The sequence below is a fragment of the Mesorhizobium prunaredense genome (assembly GCF_900156895.1).
GTDB classification, from domain to species: domain Bacteria; phylum Pseudomonadota; class Alphaproteobacteria; order Rhizobiales; family Rhizobiaceae; genus Mesorhizobium; species Mesorhizobium prunaredense.
On record NZ_FTPD01000001.1, the window covers coordinates 26,122 to 47,428 of the forward strand.

A 21,307-nucleotide genomic window follows, 5' to 3' on the forward strand; every position below is an offset into this window, starting at 1 on the left:
AGCGCATCGCGTCTGAGAGGATTCATTCTTGTCTTTATGCATAGCGCTATCCCAAATCCGCTGCGCACCCTTCCCGATTGTATGCTTTTGGGTGACATGCATTAGCCTGTATCCGGGTTAGCCGGAACCAAGCATAGTGCTGTAACGTTTCATGCGGGCGAGTTTCGCTCGCCCGTGAATTGAGGGGTTACCATGCGATTCAAGACCATCGTCGCCATACTGCAGAACGAACAGGACGCGGAGCGCGTGCTCGAATGCGCCATTCCGCTTGCCGACAAGTTCGAGAGCCATCTCATCGGCATTCATGCCGAAGCGCTTCCCGTCCCCTACACCTCGGCCACCGGCTTTCCCGACACCGAGTTCCTGCAGGTTTCGGCCGACATGAACAAGGAACGCGCTGAAAAATTGCGGGCGGTTTTCCTCCGGCATGTCGAGGAGTCCGGCCTGTCGTTCGAGTGGCGCAGCCTCGAGAGCTTTTCCGGAGACAGCGCGCTGACCGGCATCCCAACCGTCCGCACTGCGGACCTGATCATCGCCGCGCAGCGCGAGTCGGGCGGCGATCCGAGCGCCGATGTCGACACGCTGGTCTACGACGCCGGCCGGCCGGTGCTGGTCGTGCCGCATTCGGGCCCGCTCGTCACCAGCTTCAAGCACGTGCTGCTCGCCTGGAACGGCAGCAAGGAAGCCGCGCGCGCCGCCTTCGACGCCCTGCCCTTCATCATCGAGGCAGAGAAGACGGATATTGTCGTCATCGACCCGCCGGATGCGCTCGACGAGGCCCCGGAAGCGGCCGGCGCCGAAATCGCCGCCGCCCTGTCCAGGCATGGCGCCACGGTCAGCGTCTCGGTGCTGCAATCGGCCGGCCACTCGGTCGACGAGGTGATCCAGACCAGGGTTGCAGAAACCGGCGCCGACCTGCTCGTGCTCGGCGCCTACAGCCATTCCTGGCTGCGCCAGCTGCTGTTCGGCGGGGTCACGCGCACGGTGCTGCGCACCCTGCCGGTAGCAGCTTTCCTGTCGCGGTAAATCGACAAGCGGCAAGTCCACAGGCGGCAAGTCCACAGGGATCGCTTGCCGCCGCCCCGTCTTGCATCGCCCCTTGCCAGGGCCAAGGCTTTCCAGTTAATTCCGCGCGTTCCTTCAAGTGTCTGCGCGCGTTTTTCGCGCGCTGCGGAGTGCGCAAAAAATGTCCCTTCCCGAAAAGGCCTTTCCTGTCTCGTGGGATCAGTTCCACCGCGACGCGCGTGCGCTTGCCTGGCGGCTTGCCGGCGCCAACAAAGGCCAATGGAAAGCGATCGTCTGCATCACGCGCGGCGGCCTGGTTCCGGCCGCCATCATCTCGCGTGAACTCGGCATCCGGGTCATCGAGACGGTTTGCGTCGCCTCCTATCACGACTATGCCAGCCAGGGACAGCTGCAGGTGCTGAAGGAGGTCACGCCGGCACTGCTCGCCGATGACGGCGCCGGCGTGCTGATCATCGACGACCTCACCGACACCGGCAAGACCGCGGGCATCGTCCGCGCCATGATGCCCAAGGCGCATTTCGCCACCGTCTACGCCAAGCCGAAAGGCAGGCCGCTGGTCGACACCTTCGTCACCGAAGTCAGCCAGGACACCTGGATCTATTTCCCGTGGGACATGGGCTTCACCTACCAGAAGCCGATCGCCGACGACCACGCCGGCTGAATCGCGGCAGCTGCTTTTTCTTCCGGAACATGCCGGCGAGCACGTCTTGCCAGCGAGCACTTCGCACTTCTTGAAAGAGCGCCGCGGCGCACGATATTCCTCATCGACGCCTGTTGGTGTGGTTAACCCGTTCGTATGAGGTTTTTTTTACTTTCATTGCTTATGGTTGACCGTAAGCTTCACGAGGCGACAAGTGATTCTGGAGGCTGGGGCAAGCTTCTACGATGTTGACGAGGCCAGCAACGCACAACCATTTGGCCGAAAGGGTCCAGCGGCTCTTCGGCGCAGCGCCGTGCCGCCTGCAGGTTGCAGCATTGCCCTGGCGCGATACCGGGCATGGCGTCGAGATCATGCTGATCACCAGCCGCGATACCGGCCGCTGGGTGCTTCCCAAGGGCTGGCCTGAGGCCAAGGAACTGCTTTGCGAAGCGGCGGCGCGCGAGGCCGGCGAGGAAGCCGGGCTGCGCGGCACGGTCTCCCACCACGAAGCCGGCCGCTACTTCTATGCCAAGGCTTTGGCTTCCGGCGAGGAAGTGCCTTGCGAGGTCCTGGTGTTTCCGCTGCGGGTCGACAAGATCGCCGACCGGTGGAAGGAAAAGCGGTCGCGAACCCGCAAATGGGTCAGCCCCGCCGAGGCTGTGCGCATGGTCAACGAGCGGGACCTTGGCCAGATCATCGCCTATTTCTGTGCCGACCCGCACCAGTTCTCCTGAGCAAGCATAGTCTCACCGGCCAAAGCCGCGCACCTGCCGCGCACCACCGGCGATGTTCTTTTGGCGAAGGGAATCGATTTGGACACTCCAGCTTTGGCATGCGTTGTCCGGCCGATGGCCTGCACGTGGGTAAAAATCGAAAATCCTGCGGGCCACTTCTATCCCCGTTATCCACATATGTGACACACAAGATGTTGGGGTCACAAATGCTACGCAAACGAATCCTTGACGGCGCAAAACGAGTCGCCTTTTATAGGCCATGCGCTCCTGTTGAGAGTGCGACCGGAAAGTTTTGAGCCCGGTCTTTTTTCCCGGATTATGTGCGTTTGGCCACATTTCCGCCTGGCTACGAGGCCGGCGGAAGCGTTGGGGTTGTGGGGTCTTTGGGGGACGAAAGGGAAAATGTCGGACTGGAATAAATTGTCTGTTAATACTATATTTAGTGTTTGCAGGTAGGTTCGACGCTAGATAGTGTGAAGTTCCCTCGATTGAGGGAGTCGCAAAAAAGTTTCAGTCTTGAGGGACCCGCAGGGTCCGTCGGCGCGTTGGACGGCTACTTCGCAAGGAGTTCGACCAGCAGGGCGGGCGGAGCCTCGTGATAAGGAGCCGGCCGTTTTGGAACGCCGGCAGACGGCGGACATGCGCGTTTCGCAATGGGGGCAGAAATCCCCTGGGAAAGGCGCTATATCTAGACACAAAGGGATAGGACCAATGCGCATCGAGCGTCGTTTCACCAAGCAGGGACTAGCAGGTCAAGACGGGGCCGCTTATGCGGAGATCGAATTCCGCAAGGCACTTTCGGAGATCAAGAATCCGGATGGCTCGGTGGTGTTCCGCTTGGACAATATCGATGTGCCGGCACAGTTCAGCCAGGTTGCCGCCGACATCCTGGCGCAGAAATATTTCCGCAAGGCCGGCGTGCCGGCACGGCTGAAGAAGGTCGAGGAGAACGACGTCCCCTCCTTCCTGTGGCGCTCCGTCGCCGACGAGGCCGAGCTGGCAAAGCTGCCGGACGCCGAGCGCTACGGCTCCGAGACCGACGCCCGCCAGGTCTTCGACCGTCTTGCCGGCACTTGGACCTATTGGGGCTGGAAGGGCGGCTACTTCAAATCGGAGGAAGACGCGCGCGCCTTCCGCGACGAGCTCGCCTATATGCTGGCCACCCAGCGCGTTGCGCCGAATTCGCCGCAATGGTTCAACACCGGCCTGCACTGGGCCTACGGCATCGACGGCCCGAGCCAGGGCCACTTCTATGTCGACCCGTTCACCGGCAAGCTGACCAAGTCGAAGTCTTCCTACGAGCATCCGCAGCCGCATGCCTGCTTCATCCAGGGCGTGCAGGACGATCTCGTCAACGAAGGCGGCATCATGGATTTGTGGGTGCGTGAAGCGCGCCTGTTCAAATACGGCTCCGGCACCGGCTCCAACTTCTCGTTCCTGCGCGGCGAAGGCGAAAAGCTGTCCGGCGGCGGCCGTTCGTCCGGCCTGATGAGCTTCCTCAAGATCGGCGACCGCGCGGCGGGCGCCATCAAGTCGGGCGGCACGACGCGCCGCGCCGCAAAGATGGTCATCGTCGACGCCGACCATCCCGATATCGAGGAATTCATCGACTGGAAGGTCAATGAGGAGCAGAAGGTCGCTTCGCTGGTCACCGGCTCGAAGATCGTCAAGAAGCACCTCGAAGCGATCATGAAGGCCTGCATCAACTGCGAAGGCCAGGACGACGATTGCTTCGACCCGGCGATCAACACCGCGCTGAAGCGTGAGATCAAGCTGGCCAAGAAGGACGGGGTGCCGGAGAACTACATCTACCGCGTCATCCAGTTCGCCAGGCAGGGCTACACCTCGATGTCGTTCAAGACCTACGACACCGACTGGGATTCGGACGCCTACCTCACCGTTTCGGGCCAGAACTCCAACAATTCGGTCTCGCTGAAGGACGATTTCCTGCGCGCCGTAGAGCAGGATGGCGACTGGCACCTCACCGCCCGCAAGGACGGCAAGGTGATGAAGACGCTGAAGGCCAGGGATCTGTGGGAAAAGATCGGCTATGCCGCCTGGGCGTCGGCCGACCCGGGCCTGCACTTCAACACGACGATGAACGACTGGCACACCTGCGCCGCGGCCGGTGCGATCCGGGCGTCCAACCCGTGCTCGGAATACATGTTCCTCGACGACACCGCCTGCAACCTGGCGTCGATCAATTTGCTGCCCTATCGCAACGCCGACGGTACCATCGACATCGCTGCCTACGAGCACACGGTTCGGCTGTGGACCATGGTGCTGGAAATTTCCGTCATGATGGCGCAGTTCCCGTCGAAGGAGATCGCCAAGCTCTCCTATGAATACCGCACGCTCGGCCTCGGCTACGCCAATATTGGCGGCCTGCTGATGACCTCGGGCATTCCCTACGATTCCGACGAGGGCCGCGCCATCTGCGCAGCACTCACCGCCATCATGACCGGCACGGCCTATGCCACGTCGGCCGAAATGGCCGCCGAGCTCGGCGCCTTCCCCGATTACGACCGCAATGCCCAGAACATGCTGCGCGTCATGCGCAACCATCGCCGTGCCGCCTATGGCGACAAAGACGGCTACGAAAAACTCGCCGTCAACCCGGTGCCGCTGGTCGCCTCCGACCTGAAGCAGCCGGAGCTTGCCGCCCATGCCAAGGCTGCCTGGGACCGCGCCATCGAGCTCGGCGAGGAGCATGGCTACCGCAATGCGCAGGCGACGGTGATCGCGCCGACCGGCACGATCGGCCTGGTCATGGATTGCGACACCACCGGCATCGAGCCCGACTTCGCACTGGTGAAATTCAAGAAGCTGGCCGGCGGCGGCTATTTCAAGATCATCAACCGCGCCGTCCCCGAAGCGCTGCGCACGCTCGGCTATTCGGAAAGCCAGATCGCCGAGATCGAGGCCTATGCGGTCGGCCACGGCAACCTCAACCAGGCGCCTGCCATCAACCCCGGCTCGCTCAAGGCAAAGGGTTTTACCGACGACAAGATCGCGGCGCTTAACTCAGCGTTGAAGTCGGCCTTCGACATCAAGTTCGTCTTCAACCAGTGGACGCTGGGTGCCGACTGGGTGAAGGAGACGTTTGGCTTCACCGACGAGCAGCTCAACGATTTCTCGTTCGAGATGCTGCCGGCGCTCGGCTTCTCGAAGAAGGACATCGAGGCCGCCAACATCCATGTCTGCGGGGCGATGACCCTCGAGGGAGCACCATTTCTGAAAGACCAGCATCTGCCGGTGTTCGACTGCGCCAGCCCGTGCGGCAAGATCGGCAAGCGTTCACTGTCCATCAACAGCCACATCCAGATGATGGCGGCAGCGCAACCCTTCATCTCCGGCGCCATTTCCAAGACCATCAACATGCCGAACGACGCGACGGTGGAAGACGCCAAGGGCGCCTACATGCTGTCGTGGAAGCTGGCGCTGAAGGCCAACGCGCTCTATCGCGACGGCTCGAAACTCTCGCAGCCGCTCAACGCCTCGCTGCTTGCCGACGTCGAAGACGACGAGGACGATGCCGTCGAGCAGCTGATCGCCGCGCCGGCTTCACAGCGCGCCGTGCAGGTGACCGAAAAGATCGTCGAACGCGTCGTCGAACGCCTCTATCGCGACCGCGAAAAGCTGCCGAACCGCCGCAAGGGCTATACCCAGAAAGCGGTCGTCGGCGGCCACAAGGTCTATCTGCGCACCGGCGAATTCGACGACGGTCGCCTTGGCGAGATCTTCATCGACATGCACAAGGAAGGTGCGGCCTTCCGGGCGATGATGAACAACTTCGCCATCGCCATCTCGCTCGGCCTGCAATATGGCGTGCCGCTCGAGGAATATGTCGAAGCCTTCACCTTCACCAAATTCGAGCCGGCCGGCATGGTGCAGGGCAACGACGCGATCAAGAACGCCACGTCGATCCTCGACTACGTGTTCCGCGAGCTTGCCGTGTCCTATCTTGCCCGCCACGACCTCGCCCATGTCGACCAGTCGGATTTCGACAAGACCGCACTCGGCCGCGGCATCAACGAAGGCAAGGCGACGCCGTTCTCCAAGGGGCTGACCCGCGGCGTTTCGCCGGTCAAGCTGGTGTCGGGCCTGGGTGCCGACCCCAAGGGGTTCGGCGGTTCAAGCCCCTCTCCCGCCCCCACTCGCTCGGCGCCGACGGCGTTCTCAGGCTCCAACGTGCTGGCGCTGAAGCCGGCCAGCGACGAAGCGATCGCCTATAAGCGTGACTACGAAGAGCGGGCCAGGGAACTGGTCGAGGACATCGTCTACGAGGAGGCAACCGACGCGACTGGCCTGTTCACCGACGATGCCGCGAAAGAAGCGGCCGAGGCGAAGGCGCTTGCCGCGACCCGGCGTCAGCAATCCCTGATGCAGGGCTACACCGGCAACGAATGCTCCGAATGCCACAATTTTACGATGGTGCGGAACGGCACGTGCGAAAAGTGCGACACCTGTGGCTCGACGAGCGGGTGCAGCTGAGGAAATTGGCAATTTGAGCCCTAAGATAGTTCCCAAAACAACGCCAACGATTGTAGATTTTGGTGTTGTGGAAAGCAGCATTCGCGAGCGCGAGACAGAAAATGTCTCGCGCAGTGTTGCTTTTTCTATTCTCGTCTTGGAAACTGTTTTTAGCGTTCCGCGGCCTGAAGTAGAGGAATATATAGTCGACGGCTTCGACGATCGTGGAATCGATATTGTTTACATTGATCACACGAACAGAAGAATAAATATTGGTTCCTGTAAATGTGTTCTCACGTACAAGAATTCCAGAAAGAATTTCCCCGGAGACGAAGTAGACAAACTTATCTCTTTCGTTGACGATCTGCTCCTGCTCCGCGAAGACCTTCTTCGTACTTGCAATGGTTCACTTTGCGCAAAAGTCCGGGAGATCTGGGAAATATTTTCCAATGAAACCTATAGCATTGCAGTCCATCTGTTTTCCAACCAAGCTACCCTCACAAAAGATGCGCGAGATAGGCTTGCCACGGCGTTAGAACGCCACGAAATTGCACTGTTCGAATATGGCCTATTTGAATTGTCCCATGGGGTGGTTCGCGCCACAAAACCGCGTTTTCAAAAGAAGCTGACACCAGCGCCGGACGCCGCGCTTTGTGTAAACGAGTCTAAGAAACGCGCCATTGTCACAAAGGTGTCCCTCGACGACCTAAACAAATTTTTGAGTTCGGCAGATGGCACCTTCGATCAGCGGCTTATTTGGCAGAACGTCCGTTATTTTCTTGGAATCGACAATGATGTAAATCGAGAGATCCGAGAGACTCTATTGTCTGGGCAGGCTGGCGACTTCTGGTTTCTAAACTCAGGACTTACGATCATTTGTGATCAAATAGTTTCCGTTGCAAATGGAAGACACCCAATTACTATGGTGAACCCCCAGATAGTAAACGGTTGCCAAACAGCGACCGTAATTCATGCCGTCGGTACGGGCACTATGGCTGACCTCAAGGCTGGATATGTCCATGTCAAGATCATCGAGACAGATGACAATTCGTTTATTGAGCGAGTCGCGCTTGCAAGCAACACACAAAGCCGCATTCTTAATCGTGATCTTCGGGCCAATGACCAGTTCCAGCGACAGTTGGTCGAATGCTTGCGGCCGCTAAATTACTTCTACGTGAGAAAGCGAGGCGAGAATTCACCCAGTCACGGCATGAATTCGATAGATGCCGCGCGTGCGGGCCAGCTTATGCTCTCGTATTTATGTGGAGAGCCGACCAAGAGCAAAACCAATTCAAACGATATTTTTGGTGATCTCTACGAGGAGGCATTCAACCCTCATGCCGTTACCCCTGAGATAATTATTGCTGCTCATGAATGCTACTCCGTCATTGAACGGCGTCGAAAGGAGGCGCTAGCCTGGCAGGCGTCAATTTCCAGAAACTCCTTCGAGGAATCGTGGTTGATAGAAGGACACTTTCATGTCCTTTTTGTCGTTGGCGAGTTAATGCGCAGGTCATCGATAAAACAGGATGAAACCACGATTGCCGTTGGGCTCATTGACAAGGCCAGTGACATCGTTAAAGCATTCGTAGAGAAAAACATTAAGGTTTCGGGTTATCGGCTGTTCAGGCTATCTCGGTCGAGAGATGAGATTTTGAAAATAATGGACAGCAGAGGAAACCCGGATGAAAATCATCCAATTCAAATAGATTTTTTCTTGGATCAATGAATATACTTCTACCAAATAGTCGACTAATTCGCTCTGTAATTCGATTTTATACCATAATTGATAACGCAAGGGGCATGTTCCTACTCCGCCTCTGCCCCCATCTGCCGCCGCCAACCCAGTTGCGCCAAGCCTCTCGTCGCCGTGAAACACGTTGAGGTCGATGCGGCCTCTCATGCCGTGCGACAAGCCGGAGCCGGAATACTGCCAGGATACCCATCTTCGGCCGGGATAGACTTTTGACGGGTGTGCCACCGCGCGACTGACATGCTGGCGGCTTTGCTTTCGCGGAAACCTGCCGCGCATGTCGTCAACGACAACAGCCGCAGCGAAGATTCTGCGGCTGTTGTCGGATTGTCCGTCAGGGAAGAGTCGAGCGGCCGAAACGACCCCACCCCGATCCGCTTCGCGGATCGACCCTCCCCTCAAGGGGGAGGGAAACTCCCTCAGTTCATGGCGCTGATGTTGCCCAGGCGTAAAAACAGCGTTTCGCCGGAAGAATCATCGACGCCGTCATTGTCGGTGGCGACGAAGATGTCGCCGTTCCTGTCGATGGTGAACCCTTCGACCTTGTCGATGACATAGCCGTTGGTGGCTGATTTCAGGTCGCCGACGATGTCGCGTACCAGCGTCTTTTCGACCAATGGCAGGTCGCCACCAAGCTTGGCAGGTTTGAAGGCGTCGAGCGCCACCGAATAGATGCGCTTCACCTTGGCCAGGTCGCCGATCTGGTTGTCGCGTTCGAGGATGTAGAGCTTGCCGTCATGGGTGGTGATCTCCGACAGGCCCATCCAGCCAGCTTCGGTCGTTTCGAGTGGGTAGCGCACCGCCGACCATTCCTTGGCCTTGGGCTTGTAGGCCAAGAGCTTGACCTGGCCCTTGGGGTCGTCGGCCCATTCGCGTTGCACGGCCATCACCAGCGTCAGGTCGTCGCCCTCGCCGATCGCGGTGATGCCTTCGACGCCGAAGCGGGTCTGGTGGGCGAGCAATTCCATCGGGAAGCCGATTTCCTGCTTGATCTCGCCCTTGTCGTCGACGCGCAGGATGGCGTGCGGGACGAGCTTTGCCGGATCGCCTTCATTGGCCAGCCAGAAGCCGCCTTCACCGTCGGCGACAAGACCCTCGATGTCGATCTTCTGTGCAGGGTGGCCATCACGCGTGACGATGGTCTTGCCGGTGATCAGCGCCGGCGTCTGGGTGGCATCGATCTCAAAGATCGAGGGCGCGTTGGCGTAGAACGAGTCCGAGGCAGCGAACAGCTTGCCGGCAGCGTCGCCGGCAGCGAGCGCCGAAAGCGCGCCCCAGCCGAGCGGCGTGCCGTCTGCCGTGGGCTTTGCCGTGATCATCGGGTAAGTGGCGGGGCCTTCGGAGCGCTCGTAGATCATCACGTGCGAGCGGGCGAGCCCGTCCTCGACCAGGTCGGCCTCGTTGGCGGTGACCAGGAGATTGCGCGACGGGATCGCGACCAGGCCTTCCGGGCCGATGCCGGACGGCAGGATCTGGACAAACCGAGGCTCCGCACCCGTGTCCTTGTAGACGCCGACAACGGAGCCGCGCTCCGAAGCGACGAACATCAGCCTGTCCTCGCCGAACGTGCCGGTCTCGAGACCTTCCGGCTCGACGCCCTTCTTGTTGCGGTCGTCGGGATAATGGCCGGCATTGGCGACCTGGTACTCGAAGGACGGACCGGAATCGTAGAGGACCTCGCCCTTCCTGCTGAAGATCGTGAAACCGCGCGAGCCGCCCTTGTAGTCGCCTTCGTTGGCGACGACGAGACGGTCATTGTCGAGCCATTTCACGGCGTCGGGCTCGCGCGCGACGTTTTCGATTTTGCCATCGAAGGACAAGGCGCCGTTCTTCTTGGTGTCGACCTTGTCCAGCGTGGCGGAGCCTGCGGAGAAGTGCGTGGCGATCGCGCCGGTTTCGGCGTTGACGATGGCGATGTGGTTGTTTTCCTGCAGCGTGACCGCCATCTCGCCGGCCTCGTTGAAGGCGACGAATTCCGGCTCCGGATCTTCCCCAGCGACTTCGGCAATGCCCGCCAGGTTGACGGTCTTCATCGTCGCGCAATCGGGCTGGCCTTCGGCAAGCGTGAAAATCTTGAGGTCGCCCACCGGCATCTGCGGAATTTCTCCGTCGTTCAACTCCTCGTCGCGCTCGTTCTCGATGGCGATAGCCAAAAACTTGCCGTCCTTGCTGAACGCCAGCGAGTCCGGCTGGCCGCCGAGGTCGCAGGTGCTTTCGATCGCCTTGGAGGCGAGGTCGATGACGGTGAGGTTGCCCGAAGGCCTGGCTTTGCTCTGAGACGTGTTGACGCCGGCCAGCACCTTGCCGCCGATGACCACAACCGAGGTCGGCTCGCCTGATATCTTGACGATGCCGCCGGCCTTGGGCGCCTTGGGATCGGCGATGTCGATGAAGCCGACCGCACCGAGCGGGCTATCGGAATAAACCAGCGTCATGCCGTCTTCGCTCGCCGTAATGATCTCGGACGAAGTCGGCGTGGTCTTCTCGACGTCCGCCGGCAGGTTTCCGGCGACCGCGAAGCTCGCGACCCGGTTGAACATCATGTCGGCATGGGCCGGCAGCGAAACCGAGGCAGCAAGCGCTGCCGTCAGGACGAAAAGCGCGGAATGGCGGGGCACGGGTGGCGACTCCTGTTCGAATGGAAGCCACCTGATTTGCGGGAACGACATTTCAAAGCGATGACGGATCGATGACACTTCCGCGACAGGCGGTCAGGTCCGTCGATATTCACCTCATGCTGATCTGCAATGGGCGCTTTCTTCGGCCGCCTACTCCGCCTCGGCCACCATCTGCCGCCCGCCAACCCAGTTCCGCCAGGCTCTCTCGTCGCCGTGGAAGACGTTTAGGTCGATGCGCCCCCTCACCCCATGCGACAGGCCGGAGCCGGAATACTGCCAGAACACCCATTTGCGGCCGGGATAGACCTTTGACGGGTGCTGTGCCACCGCGCGCAACCAGAATGGATAGTCCAGAAATGCGCCTCTGAGATTGTCGCGGTAGAAATCAGGCGCGGTGTAGATGATGGGCCGCTGGCCGTAGTGGCGCTCGAGCTTGTCCATGAAGACCTGCATCTTCTCCAGCACCTTCTGCCGCGAGGGCCGCCGCTTGCAGCTGGATTCGCCGTTCCACTCGACATCGATCACCGGCGGCAAGGCGCCCTCGACCCTCGGCACGTTGCGGATGAACCAGTCGGCCTGCTCACTAGCGGTGCGGCACCAGTAGAAGAAGTGATAGGCGCCGCGCTTGAGGCCGGCGGCGTCGGCATTGCGCCAGTTCTTCCTGAACATCGGGTCGAGGTGATCGCCGCCGTCGGTCGCCTTGATGTAGGCGAAGTTCGCGCCCTGCGCGCGCAGCTTGCCCCAGTTCACATTGCCCTGCCAGCGCGAGACGTCGACGCCGTGAACGGCGAGGTTTCTGGGCGATGCCCTGCCGAAATTGATCGGCTTGGCGTCACGGAAACGATAGCGCTGGACCGGCTCGGCAAGCATCGGTGCTGCCCGTGCCAGCCGCTTCGGCGCCACCAGGGCAATCGGCTCGACGGGTGGTTCGATGCTTTCGGCAGGCTCCGGAGTGGCCATCGCCACAGCCTGCTCCGTCGCCTCCTCCTGCGCGAAGTCGGGTTCGGCCTCGGCAGCGCCGACCGACGCCACCGGCGCGGGCGGCCGCACAACCGAGCTGGTCGTCTCGCTGGACGGCACTTGCAGCGCGTCAACGCCGGACGTGGACGTGCAGCCGGCAAGGCAAAGTGACGCGATCGAGAAGATGACGACGCCTGATAACCGCATCTGGACCTGTACGCAGAACACAACAGACCGAGGGCAAGACAACGCCGCCGGACAAACCAGTCCGATTACTAACGAGAAATTACCAACAAAGTTTGAATCAAATTGTTAGGGCGCTGGGCAAGGCGCTCGCTCTATCACCGTAGCGGTGAGAGCCTGGAAACGCCGCAGTACCGAGAGGGCGCGAAGGATCGCCGACGCCTGCAGGCCCGCTGCCTAGCCGCACAACCATAGCTTATGGCAGCTCTCGGCTACCATATGAGCGGGCGGGACGGAGCGGTCGGTGCCAGGGTGATCGGTGACGGGATTGACCGGCGCATCATCATCCCGGCGAACCTTTTCTTCAAGCAGCGAGCGGAGCTCGGCCGGCTGCACGCGGTCACGCTCCATCACCAGCTTGACCATCGGATCGCTCAAAAGCTCATCCAGGGTGTTAATTCTGTCGTTCATCCGTCGCCTCCTTCGACTGCCGCCCGCAGGCAATAGATAGACGGCAATGATGGCTCGCCAATGACGCTTTGCCGACTATCTCGTGTCCCGGACGAAAAAATTTGGGCACGCCTTGCGCCTCAGTTGGGCGGCGGGGCGCCTTCATATTGCGGCAGTCCGTCATCGAGCTGTACCCAGGGCTGCTTCGAGGCGGTCCAGATATGCATCTGCGGCTTGAACATGGAAGGATCGTCGAGCGAGCCGGAGGTGATGCCGATGATGCCGGCGGAGTCGCGCCGGGAAAATATCGTCGTGCCGCAGCCCGGGCAAAAGCCGCGCTTGAGATCGGGGGAGGAATTCACCGTTGCCACCGGCCCGTCGATGGTCACGTCGTCGATGCGGAACAGCACGCGAGCGTTGAAGGCCGCGCCAAGCGCCTTCTGGCAGAGCCGGCAATGGCAGACGCGTTCGTTGATCGGCGCGGCCTCAGTGCGGTAGCGCACTGCCCCGCACAGGCAGCCACCCTGATATTTCGCCATTGCCTTAGCCCGTCTTTCTGAAGATTGGCAGGAAGGTAGCTGCCGGGATAGGAGCGTCAATTGAAAAGCTTTGATGGCGCCATCTGTTGGCGTGATGCGGCAGGCCGAATGTGCGATCAGGCGCGATGCGCAACGAGCGTCGCCGGCCATCTCGCGGGAGGACGGCCGGCAGGCAGTTGTCAGGCGGTCAGTTCGTTTCGCTGACGATCTCGTCCCAGGTCTTGACCTTGGTCTCGCCATTGAGAAAGGGCAGTGCCGCGGCCACCAGTTCCGATGCGAAAAACACGTCGTAATGGGTGCGGTTCGGCAGGATGGCCAGGCGGTTCTGCGACAGGTTCTCGCGCATCCAGCCGGCGTCCTTCAACCCGCCGCCGAGCATCTGGTAGAACTTGATCTCGTGCTCGGGCCGATACATGTCGCTGTCGCCGAACACCAGCATGACCGGCATCTTCAGCTTCGCCACGTCGGCGGAGTAGTCGTAGTCCTTGCGCATGTGGGTGCCGAGTTGGTCGAGCAGTTTTGGAAAGTCCTGCGGGCGCGGCGCGACCGCCACGTAGGATTTGTACATCGGCGTGTCCTTCATCATGTCGGCCATCGCCGCGCCGACCTGCGCCTGCTGAGTACGCATGTCGGCATAGAAGCCGTCCGAGGCATAGCCGGTTGAGACCAGGGCCAGCCGGCGCACTGTCTCGGGATGCTGGACGGCTATGCGGAAGGCAACGCCGCCGCCCAGCGAATAACCCATGACGTCGACTTTGTCGTAGCCGAGCGCCTTGACGATCGCCGCCATGTCGTCGCCAATCGCCTCCAGGCTCAACGGCCGGTCGCCGAGCGCGGTGCGGCCGTGACCATGCAGGTCGACGCCGATGACGGTGCGGTTCTCGGCAAGCTTCGGCAGGATCGGCGCGAACATGTCTGTGGTGCCGAGACCACCATGCAGGAGAAGCAGCGGCTCGCCCTGGCCATAGATGGCGTAATAATAATTCAGGCCGTTGATCGGCAGCAGGCCGGATTTCGCCGGCTTCGGCATGGCTTTCGTTTCGCTGGTCATGGACGGCTTTGCGTCCTCGGCTTTGGTGGCGCCCGGCGCGGCGAACAACGCCGCAGCCGAGGCGAAAATGGCGAAAAACATCGATCTGGACATCTCGGTCTCCTTGCGTCCCGCCGATATCAAAGCCGCCTGGCGACTTCTTCGAGCTGGTCGGCGCACTGGCCCCAGCCCTCGTGAAAGCCCATCTTCTCGTGCTCTTCGCGGTCAGTGACCGACCAATGCGCAACCCGAGCGATGTAGCGGGTCTTGCCCTCGCCCTCATCCTCAAAGGTCAGCACGACCGTCATGAACGGCTTTTCGGACGGCTCCCAGGCCTTTGTGTAGGCGTCGGTGAGAACGATCTTCCTGCCCGGCACGACTTCGAGGAAGACCCCGGGGTTCGGGAATTCGTTGCCGTCGGGACCGGCCATCACAACCAGGCTGGAGCCGCCGGTGCGCACGTCCATTTCGGCGCGCGGCGTCGTCCACGGCTTTGGCGCGAACCATTGCGTCACGAGCTTCGGCTCGGTCCAGCAGCGATAGACGTTCTCGCGCGGCGCATCGATGATGCGGGCAAGAACCAGTTCACGGTCGGAGCTGGGGGCGATGTCGAGCTTGGTCGTCATGATGGTCTCCTCACTTGCTTGCTTAAGAGTTGGCTTAAATGCCGGTTTCCGTCTCAAGGACGAGCGGGCAACGCGCAGCCCGACACGGTCTCGCCAAAAATCTCGCTAGATCGTTTTAGGCGGGCGGCCGCGTAAACCTAGTGGCGCTTGGCTTGCACCAGATAGGCGTCGATCTCGGTCTCGCCGAGCCACTTCGCCGCTTCCAGCCGGTGCAGGCCTTCAACCAGGATATGGCGCTTGCCGTCGTGGCGCACCTGGATCGGCGTCTTCATGCCGTTTTCCAGAATGTCCTCGGCCAGATGCCGAACGGTCTCGGGATGCAGCGTCTTCCTGCGCGCGGTCGGCACGTAGATGTCGTCCACCCTGACCTTTTGCACTCTCAGCATGTCGGCTCCCGTGGCGGAAAAGGCCGCCTTTTGAGAGATAGTCGGTTTGACAGGCAAGGCCAAGGCCGGCTGTCAGCTGTCGCTGGCCCGATCGTTTCCGATTGACGCTTGCCGAGCAGATGGCCGAAATGGCGATCTTCGATCATGCCGGTAGCCATGACTGACTTGCCGACCGAGTTCCCCGATTTCGGACTGACGCCCCACCAGCGCCGGCAAGCGGTGCGCGGCCACTACTGGGAGTGGCCGGGCATGGACGGCGAACGCGGCGAAATCTGGTGCTACAGCGACCGTTTCTCATACCGTCGGGGCGAGACGGTGGCGCTGCATGTCAGCTCTACAGCCTCCAGCTTCAGCATGGCGATCGTCCGCGACGGCGGCGCCGAAACGAGAATGTTCGAGAAGGCCGGGATCGCGGCGCGCTGGCAGGATACACCCGATCAATGTTCGGTCGTGGGCTGCGGCTGGGGCGCTTCGTTTGAATTCCGCGTCGGCGACGACTGGCCGTCCGGCGCCTACCGCGTCACGCTGACGGCGGATGGCCGCGACGGCAAGCCGGTTCGCTGCCATCACCTTTTCATCGTTAGCCCACAGCCCGGCAAGAAACGGGGTCGTGTGCTGCAGGTCGCGGCCACCGGCACCTGGCTTGCCTACAACACCTGGGGCGGCTCCAATCATTACGAAGGCATCAGCGGCCCGAACCGCGACCAGTATGCCCCAATGGTGTCGACGCAGCGGCCATGGTGCCGCGGCTTTGTTGTCCTGCCGAAGGAGGCGCCGCGCGTGCCGCTCGAGGTCGCCGTGCCGCCCAAAACTGTGCCGCGCTATCCGCATATGGAATGGGCCTTCGCCACCGGCCATTCGAAGAAATATGCCTCTTCCGGCTGGGCAAGCTATGACAGCCACTTCTTTCGTTTTGCCGAGCGTGCCGGCTATGGGGTCGACCTTGCCAGCCAGCACGAATTGCATTTCTCGCCCGAAATCCTCGACGACTATGACTGCGTCGTCTTCGTCGGCCATGACGAATACTGGACCTGGGAGATGCGCGACGCTGTCGACGCCTATGTCGAGCGCGGCGGTCGCGCGGCACGCTTCGCCGGCAATTTCATGTGGCAGACCAGGCTGGAGGACGAGGGCCGCCGCCAGGTCTGCTACAAATACCGCGCCCGCGCCGAGGATCCGGTCTATCGCGGCGGCGACGTGACCCGCGCCACCAACTCCTGGGAAGCACCGGAAATCGGCCGGCCGGGTGCCATGACCTTCGGGCTCAATGCGACCAGGGGCCTCTATGCCGGCTGGGGCGGTTGCGTGCCGCGCGGCGTGCGCGGCTTTCCGGTCTACCGGCCTGAGCATTGGGCGTTCGCCGGCACAGGCATCTATTACGGCGACCTGCTCGGCGCCGACAGCCATGTCTATGGCTATGAGGTCGACGGGCTGGACCATGAGGTCCGCGGCGGCCTGCCCTACCCGACGCCCGACAGCGGCGCGCCGGATGGGCTGGAAATTCTCGCGGTCGGCATGGCTGCGCAAGTCGAGGAGAGCGCCGACATCGCGTTCGAAGACCAGTTTCTCGGCGACGAGGACGGACGCTTCACCGCCGAAACGCTGTTCGGCGAGGCGAGCGAAGCCAATCTCGACAAGGTCAAGCGCGGCAACGGCATGATCGTCAATTTCCCGCGCGGCAAGGGCGAGGTGTTCCACGCCGGAAGCTGCGAATGGGTCGCCGGCCTGCTGAGGCAGGACGCGATGGTCGAGCGCGTCACCAGGAATGTACTCGACCGCTATCTCGGAAAGTCCTGACATGTTGAAGTCCCAGACCCCTGCCCCGGACACCGAGACGCCCCTGCCGTCGCATCTGTTCTATCTGTCCAGCCTGCGCCGGCCGCTGGTCGACCGCGCCGAAGGCATCTACATCTGGACGCAGGACGGCCGCCGCTTCATCGACGGATCGAGCGGACCGATGGTCGCCAATATCGGTCATTCCAACCGCAACGTGCTCGATGCGATGAAGCGGCAGATGGATCGCGCCACCTTCGCCTACCGGCTGCATTTCGAGAACGAGCCGGCCGAGGACCTGGCACGGGAACTGGCCGGAAAACTGCCCGAAGGCCTGGACCGGATCTTCTTTGTCTCGGGCGGTTCGGAAGCGACGGAATCCTGCGTCAAGCTGGCGCGGCAATGGGCTGTCGCCACCGGACAGGCCAGCCGCTGGAAGGTGATCACGCGCTTTCCCTCCTATCATGGCGGCACACTCGGGGCGCTCGCCGTCACCGGCGACGATGCGCTGGCCGAAACCTTTGCGCCGATGATGCAGGTCATGCCGACCGTGCCGGCGCCGGCCGCCTGGCGCGACCGCGACAATCTCTCGATGGAACAGCGCGGCATCCGCTACGCCGACATGCTGGAAGAGAAGATCCTCGCCGAGGGGCCGCAAAGCGTGCTCGCCTTCATCATGGAGCCGATCGGCGGCGCTGCCACCGCGGCGCTGGTGGCGCCTGACAGCTACTATCCGCGCATCCGCGAAATCTGCGACCGCTACGGCATCCTGCTCATCCACGACGAAGTGATGAGCGGTGCGGGCCGCACCGGCAAATTCCTCGGCGGCGACCATTTTGACTGCAAGCCCGACATCGTCGCGCTGTCGAAGGGGCTGGGCGCGGGCTATGCGCCGCTCGGCGCGCTGGCCGCATCAATGCGGCTGGTGCAGCCGCTGCTCGCCTCCGGCGGCTTCCAGCACGGCCATACCTATGCCGGCAATCCGCTCGCCTGCGCCGCCGGGCTCGCCGTGCTTGGCGAAATGGATCGTCTCGACCTGATCGCCAATGCGGCTGACATGGGCGATCTCTTGATGGCTGAGTTGAAGGGCTTGGCCAAGCGGTTTCCGTTCATCGCCGACGTACGCGGCAAGGGCCTGCTGCTAGGTGCCGAGATGGTCGCCGACCCCGATACGCTGCGGCCGATCGCACCGGCGAAGAAGGCCACCCAGCGCCTGCTCGACCTCGCCTATGAGCGCGGCCTGATCATCTATGGGCGAAAGGTCAAGGGCGGCGTCGACGGCGACAATTTCATGGTGGCGCCGCCGATGATCGTCACCAAGGAACAGGTCGGCGAGATCGTCGCCATCATCGGTGACTCGCTGCAGGCGCTGGCCGGCGAACTCGATCTGCCGGTCGAAGGCTGAGAGCGAGCGATGGCGCCGCGAAAAGTCATCATCACCTGCGCCGTCACCGGCTCGGTGCACACGCCGTCGATGTCGCCGCATCTGCCGGTGACGCCGGACCAGATCGCCGAAGACGCGATCGCCGCCGCCGAAGCCGGCGCCTCGATCCTGCATCTTCACGCCCGCGATCCCAGTGACGGGCGGCCGACTGCCGATCCCGATGTGTTCATGCAGTTCCTGCCGCGCATCAAGCAGGCGACATCAGCGGTGATCAACATCACCACGGGCGGCTCCTCGCTGATGACGCTCGACCAGCGTCTGGCCGCACCGCTCAGGGCCGAGCCCGAAATGTGCTCGCTCAACATGGGCTCGATGAACTTCGCGCTGTTCCCGATGCTCGACCGGCCAAGAGAGTGGCAGCACGAGTGGGAGCCCAAGCTGCTGGAAGCGACCCGCGACACGATCTTCAAGAACACCTTTGCCGATATGGAGACCGTGCTCGAAAGACTTGGAAAGGGCTGCGGCACACGCTTCGAATTCGAATGCTACGATGTCGGCCACCTCTATTCACTGGCGCATTTTCGCGATCGAGGTCTGGTGTCGGGGCCTCTGTTCATCCAGTTCGTGTTCGGCATTCTCGGCGGTATCGGCGCCGATCCCGACAATCTGGTGCATATGAAGCGCATCGCCGACAAACTGTTCGGCGACAGCTACCAGTTTTCGGTGCTGGCCGCCGGGCGCCACCAGATGCCAATGATCTCGATTGCGGCGGCGATGGGCGGCAATGTCCGCGTCGGGCTGGAGGACAGCCTTTACGACGGCCGTCAGCTGGCAAAGTCCAATGCCGACCAGGTGCGCCGCGTCCGCAGCGTGCTCGATGGGCTGTCGCTCGACGTCGCCACGCCCACTGAGGCGCGCGAGATGCTGGCGCTCAAGGGCGGTGACCGGGTGGCGTTCTGAGATGGTTATGGCCTGAGATGTTTGCGTTCCGTCCCACCCCCCTCTGTCCTGCCCTCTTTGCCACCACTTGGCATCTCCCCCGCAAGGGGGGAGATTGGCAGCTTCGCCGCTGTGCCCATCTTTGCAACGTTGGTAATTGGCGAAAGCATTCGTTTCATCCGATCTCCCCCCTTGCGGGGGAGATGGCCGGCAGGCCAGAGGGGGGTGCCTGGGCGCCGAACCTCCAGTGACTGCCGATTTACCCAAAATCCTTATCCGCCCCGGCCGCATCGAGGACGTCGAAACCATCCATGTCGCGATCCTGCGGCTTGGCGCGCATACCGGCGCGCATCAGGAAATCACCTCAACGCCTGAAGACCTGCGCACCTACGGCTTTGGCGAAAACCCTGCCTTCTCGACGCTGATCGCCGAAGTCGGAGGCGAGTTCGCCGGCCTGTGCCTGCATTTCCCGATGTTCTCGACCTGGATGGGGCGGCCCGGCGTCTATGTGCAGGACCTCTATGTCGAAGATCGGTTTCGCGGCCGCAGGATCGGCGAACGCCTGCTGCGGCGTGTCGCCCGAGAATGCCGGAAGGACGGCGGCGCCTATCTCAGACTGTCCGTCGACAGCGACAATGAAACCGCCAAGGCCTTCTACGAAAGGCTGGGCATTGCCTGGTCGAGCTACGAGCAGGTGCAGAAAATCGTCGGCGACGCGTTCCTTGCCTTCGCCGATGCGCCAGAGGAATGAGGGAAATCATGAAAGCCTTCTATGCCGAAGAACAGAAGCGCCACGATCCCAGGGCGTTCCTCTCCAGCGGCGCCCAAAAGCCCAATCCGGAAAAGCCTGAGCGCGTCGAACGGCTGCTCGCCGGCGCCAGGGCCGCCGGCTGCACGATCGAACGGCCGAGAGATCACGGGCTTGGTCCCATTGCCGCGGTGCATACGCCCGAGTATCTCGATTTTCTCGAGCACATCTTCGCGCGCTGGCAGCGCATCGAAGGCGCTTCGGCCGAAGTGATCCCAAACATCCATCCGATCGCGCGGGGCGGCTCCTATCCGGCCTCGGCGGTCGGCCGGGCCGGCTACCACATGGCCGACACCGCTTGCCCAATCTCCGGCGAGACCTGGCGGAGCGCGCTGTGGAGCGCCTGGAGCGCGGTCGAGGCCGCCGAGGGCGTGATGTCGGGCGCGCCGGCTGCCTATGCGCTGTGCCGTCCGCCCGGCCATCACGCCTTTGCCGACGTCGCCGGCGGCTTCTGCTTCATCAACAATTCGGCGGTCGCGGCACAGGTGCTGCGCAAGCAAGCTGCGCGGGTGGCGATCCTCGACGTCGACCTGCATCACGGCAACGGCACGCAAGGCATTTTCTACGCACGGCCGGACGTGCTCACCGTCTCGCTGCATGCCGATCCCGTGCGCTTCTATCCGTTCTTCTGGGGTCATGCAGACGAGCGCGGCGAAGGGCCTGGTCTCGGCTACAATCTCAACCTGCCGCTGGCGCGCAAATCCGGTGATGCCGCGTTCCTGGAAGCACTCGACGTGGCGTTCCAGCGCATCCGCGCGTTTGCGCCGGAAGCGCTTGTCGTGGCGCTCGGCCTCGACGCCTTCGAGGGCGATCCGTTCGGCGGACTATCGGTGACAACGCAGGGCTTCTCGCGCATCGGCGAGGCTATCGCCGGTTGCGGCCTGCCGACGGTCATCGTCCAGGAAGGCGGCTATCTCTGCGACGAACTCGGCGACAATCTTACTGCCTTCCTCACCGGGTTCGGCGGCGGCAAGAAGCGGTGATA

The 21,307-nt window shown here is 61.9% G+C and carries 17 protein-coding genes and 1 pseudogene; 10 read left to right on the forward strand and 8 right to left on the reverse strand.

What is annotated here, in order from left to right; translation table 11 throughout:
• Positions 1-192 precede the first annotated feature (192 nt).
• The 5 genes from BQ8794_RS00175 (at position 193) to BQ8794_RS00195 (ending at position 8,602) form a co-directional block, all read left to right on the forward strand.
• A complete protein-coding gene (locus tag BQ8794_RS00175) occupies positions 193-1,026 on the forward strand; it encodes a universal stress protein (RefSeq protein WP_077371441.1) in 834 nt (277 codons plus the stop codon).
• A 160-nt stretch (positions 1,027-1,186) separates the two neighbouring features.
• Positions 1,187-1,687 (forward strand): xanthine phosphoribosyltransferase, encoded by a 501-nt coding sequence (gpt, locus tag BQ8794_RS00180; RefSeq protein ID WP_023798205.1) that lies wholly within the window; start codon positions 1,187-1,189, stop codon positions 1,685-1,687.
• 224 nt (positions 1,688-1,911) lie between these two features.
• Positions 1,912-2,400 (forward strand): NUDIX hydrolase, encoded by a 489-nt coding sequence (locus BQ8794_RS00185; RefSeq protein ID WP_077371444.1) that lies wholly within the window; start codon positions 1,912-1,914, stop codon positions 2,398-2,400.
• 711 nt (positions 2,401-3,111) lie between these two features.
• On the forward strand, positions 3,112-6,894 hold the full coding sequence (locus tag BQ8794_RS00190) for a vitamin B12-dependent ribonucleotide reductase (protein WP_077371447.1): 3,783 nt from the start codon (positions 3,112-3,114) through the stop codon (positions 6,892-6,894).
• Positions 6,895-6,907: 13 nt separating this feature from the next.
• A complete protein-coding gene (locus BQ8794_RS00195; RefSeq protein ID WP_167378580.1) occupies positions 6,908-8,602 on the forward strand; it encodes an AIPR family protein in 1,695 nt (564 codons plus the stop codon).
• Positions 8,603-8,648: 46 nt separating this feature from the next.
• On the opposite strand, the pseudogene BQ8794_RS36160 reads toward BQ8794_RS00195, so the two are convergent.
• The 8 genes and pseudogenes from BQ8794_RS36160 to BQ8794_RS00235 form a co-directional block, all read right to left on the reverse strand.
• Positions 8,649-8,911, reverse strand: a pseudogene (locus BQ8794_RS36160) (hypothetical protein); the annotation flags it as partial.
• Between the two features lie 134 nt (positions 8,912-9,045).
• Positions 9,046-11,244 carry an esterase-like activity of phytase family protein gene (locus BQ8794_RS00205; RefSeq protein ID WP_077372397.1) on the reverse strand — a complete coding sequence of 733 codons (2,199 nt, stop codon included), beginning with the start codon at positions 11,242-11,244 and terminating at the stop codon, positions 9,046-9,048.
• A gap of 150 nt (positions 11,245-11,394) precedes the next feature.
• Positions 11,395-12,411 (reverse strand): glycoside hydrolase family 25 protein, encoded by a 1,017-nt coding sequence (locus BQ8794_RS00210; protein ID WP_077371453.1) that lies wholly within the window; start codon positions 12,409-12,411, stop codon positions 11,395-11,397.
• 213 nt (positions 12,412-12,624) lie between these two features.
• Positions 12,625-12,858 (reverse strand): hypothetical protein, encoded by a 234-nt coding sequence (locus BQ8794_RS00215; RefSeq protein WP_077371456.1) that lies wholly within the window; start codon positions 12,856-12,858, stop codon positions 12,625-12,627.
• A gap of 119 nt (positions 12,859-12,977) precedes the next feature.
• On the reverse strand, positions 12,978-13,376 hold the full coding sequence (locus BQ8794_RS00220) for a GFA family protein (RefSeq protein ID WP_077371459.1): 399 nt from the start codon (positions 13,374-13,376) through the stop codon (positions 12,978-12,980).
• A gap of 187 nt (positions 13,377-13,563) precedes the next feature.
• Positions 13,564-14,520 carry an alpha/beta fold hydrolase gene (locus BQ8794_RS00225; protein WP_077371463.1) on the reverse strand — a complete coding sequence of 319 codons (957 nt, stop codon included), beginning with the start codon at positions 14,518-14,520 and terminating at the stop codon, positions 13,564-13,566.
• A 26-nt stretch (positions 14,521-14,546) separates the two neighbouring features.
• Positions 14,547-15,032, reverse strand: coding sequence for an SRPBCC family protein (locus BQ8794_RS00230; RefSeq protein ID WP_077371466.1), 486 nt, complete (start codon positions 15,030-15,032; stop codon positions 14,547-14,549).
• A gap of 137 nt (positions 15,033-15,169) precedes the next feature.
• A complete protein-coding gene (locus tag BQ8794_RS00235) occupies positions 15,170-15,418 on the reverse strand; it encodes a ParB N-terminal domain-containing protein (RefSeq protein WP_077371468.1) in 249 nt (82 codons plus the stop codon).
• 156 nt (positions 15,419-15,574) lie between these two features.
• On the opposite strand from BQ8794_RS00235, the gene BQ8794_RS00240 reads away from it, so the two are divergent.
• The 5 genes from BQ8794_RS00240 (at position 15,575) to BQ8794_RS00260 (ending at position 21,305) form a co-directional block, all read left to right on the forward strand.
• Positions 15,575-17,215 (forward strand): N,N-dimethylformamidase beta subunit family domain-containing protein, encoded by a 1,641-nt coding sequence (locus BQ8794_RS00240; RefSeq protein WP_077371471.1) that lies wholly within the window; start codon positions 15,575-15,577, stop codon positions 17,213-17,215.
• 1 nt (position 17,216) lies between these two features.
• Positions 17,217-18,596, forward strand: coding sequence for an aminotransferase family protein (locus tag BQ8794_RS00245; RefSeq protein WP_077371474.1), 1,380 nt, complete (start codon positions 17,217-17,219; stop codon positions 18,594-18,596).
• 9 nt (positions 18,597-18,605) lie between these two features.
• Positions 18,606-19,535: a 3,5-dioxohexanoate:acetyl-CoA acetone transferase gene (gene kce, locus BQ8794_RS00250; protein ID WP_077371477.1), complete on the forward strand. Its 930-nt coding sequence runs from the start codon at positions 18,606-18,608 to the stop codon at positions 19,533-19,535.
• A gap of 226 nt (positions 19,536-19,761) precedes the next feature.
• Complete coding sequence (locus BQ8794_RS00255) at positions 19,762-20,265, forward strand: GNAT family N-acetyltransferase (RefSeq protein WP_077371480.1); 504 nt, start codon at positions 19,762-19,764, stop codon at positions 20,263-20,265.
• Between the two features lie 8 nt (positions 20,266-20,273).
• On the forward strand, positions 20,274-21,305 hold the full coding sequence (locus BQ8794_RS00260) for a histone deacetylase family protein (protein WP_077372400.1): 1,032 nt from the start codon (positions 20,274-20,276) through the stop codon (positions 21,303-21,305).
• The last annotated feature ends 2 nt before the right edge of the window (positions 21,306-21,307 follow it).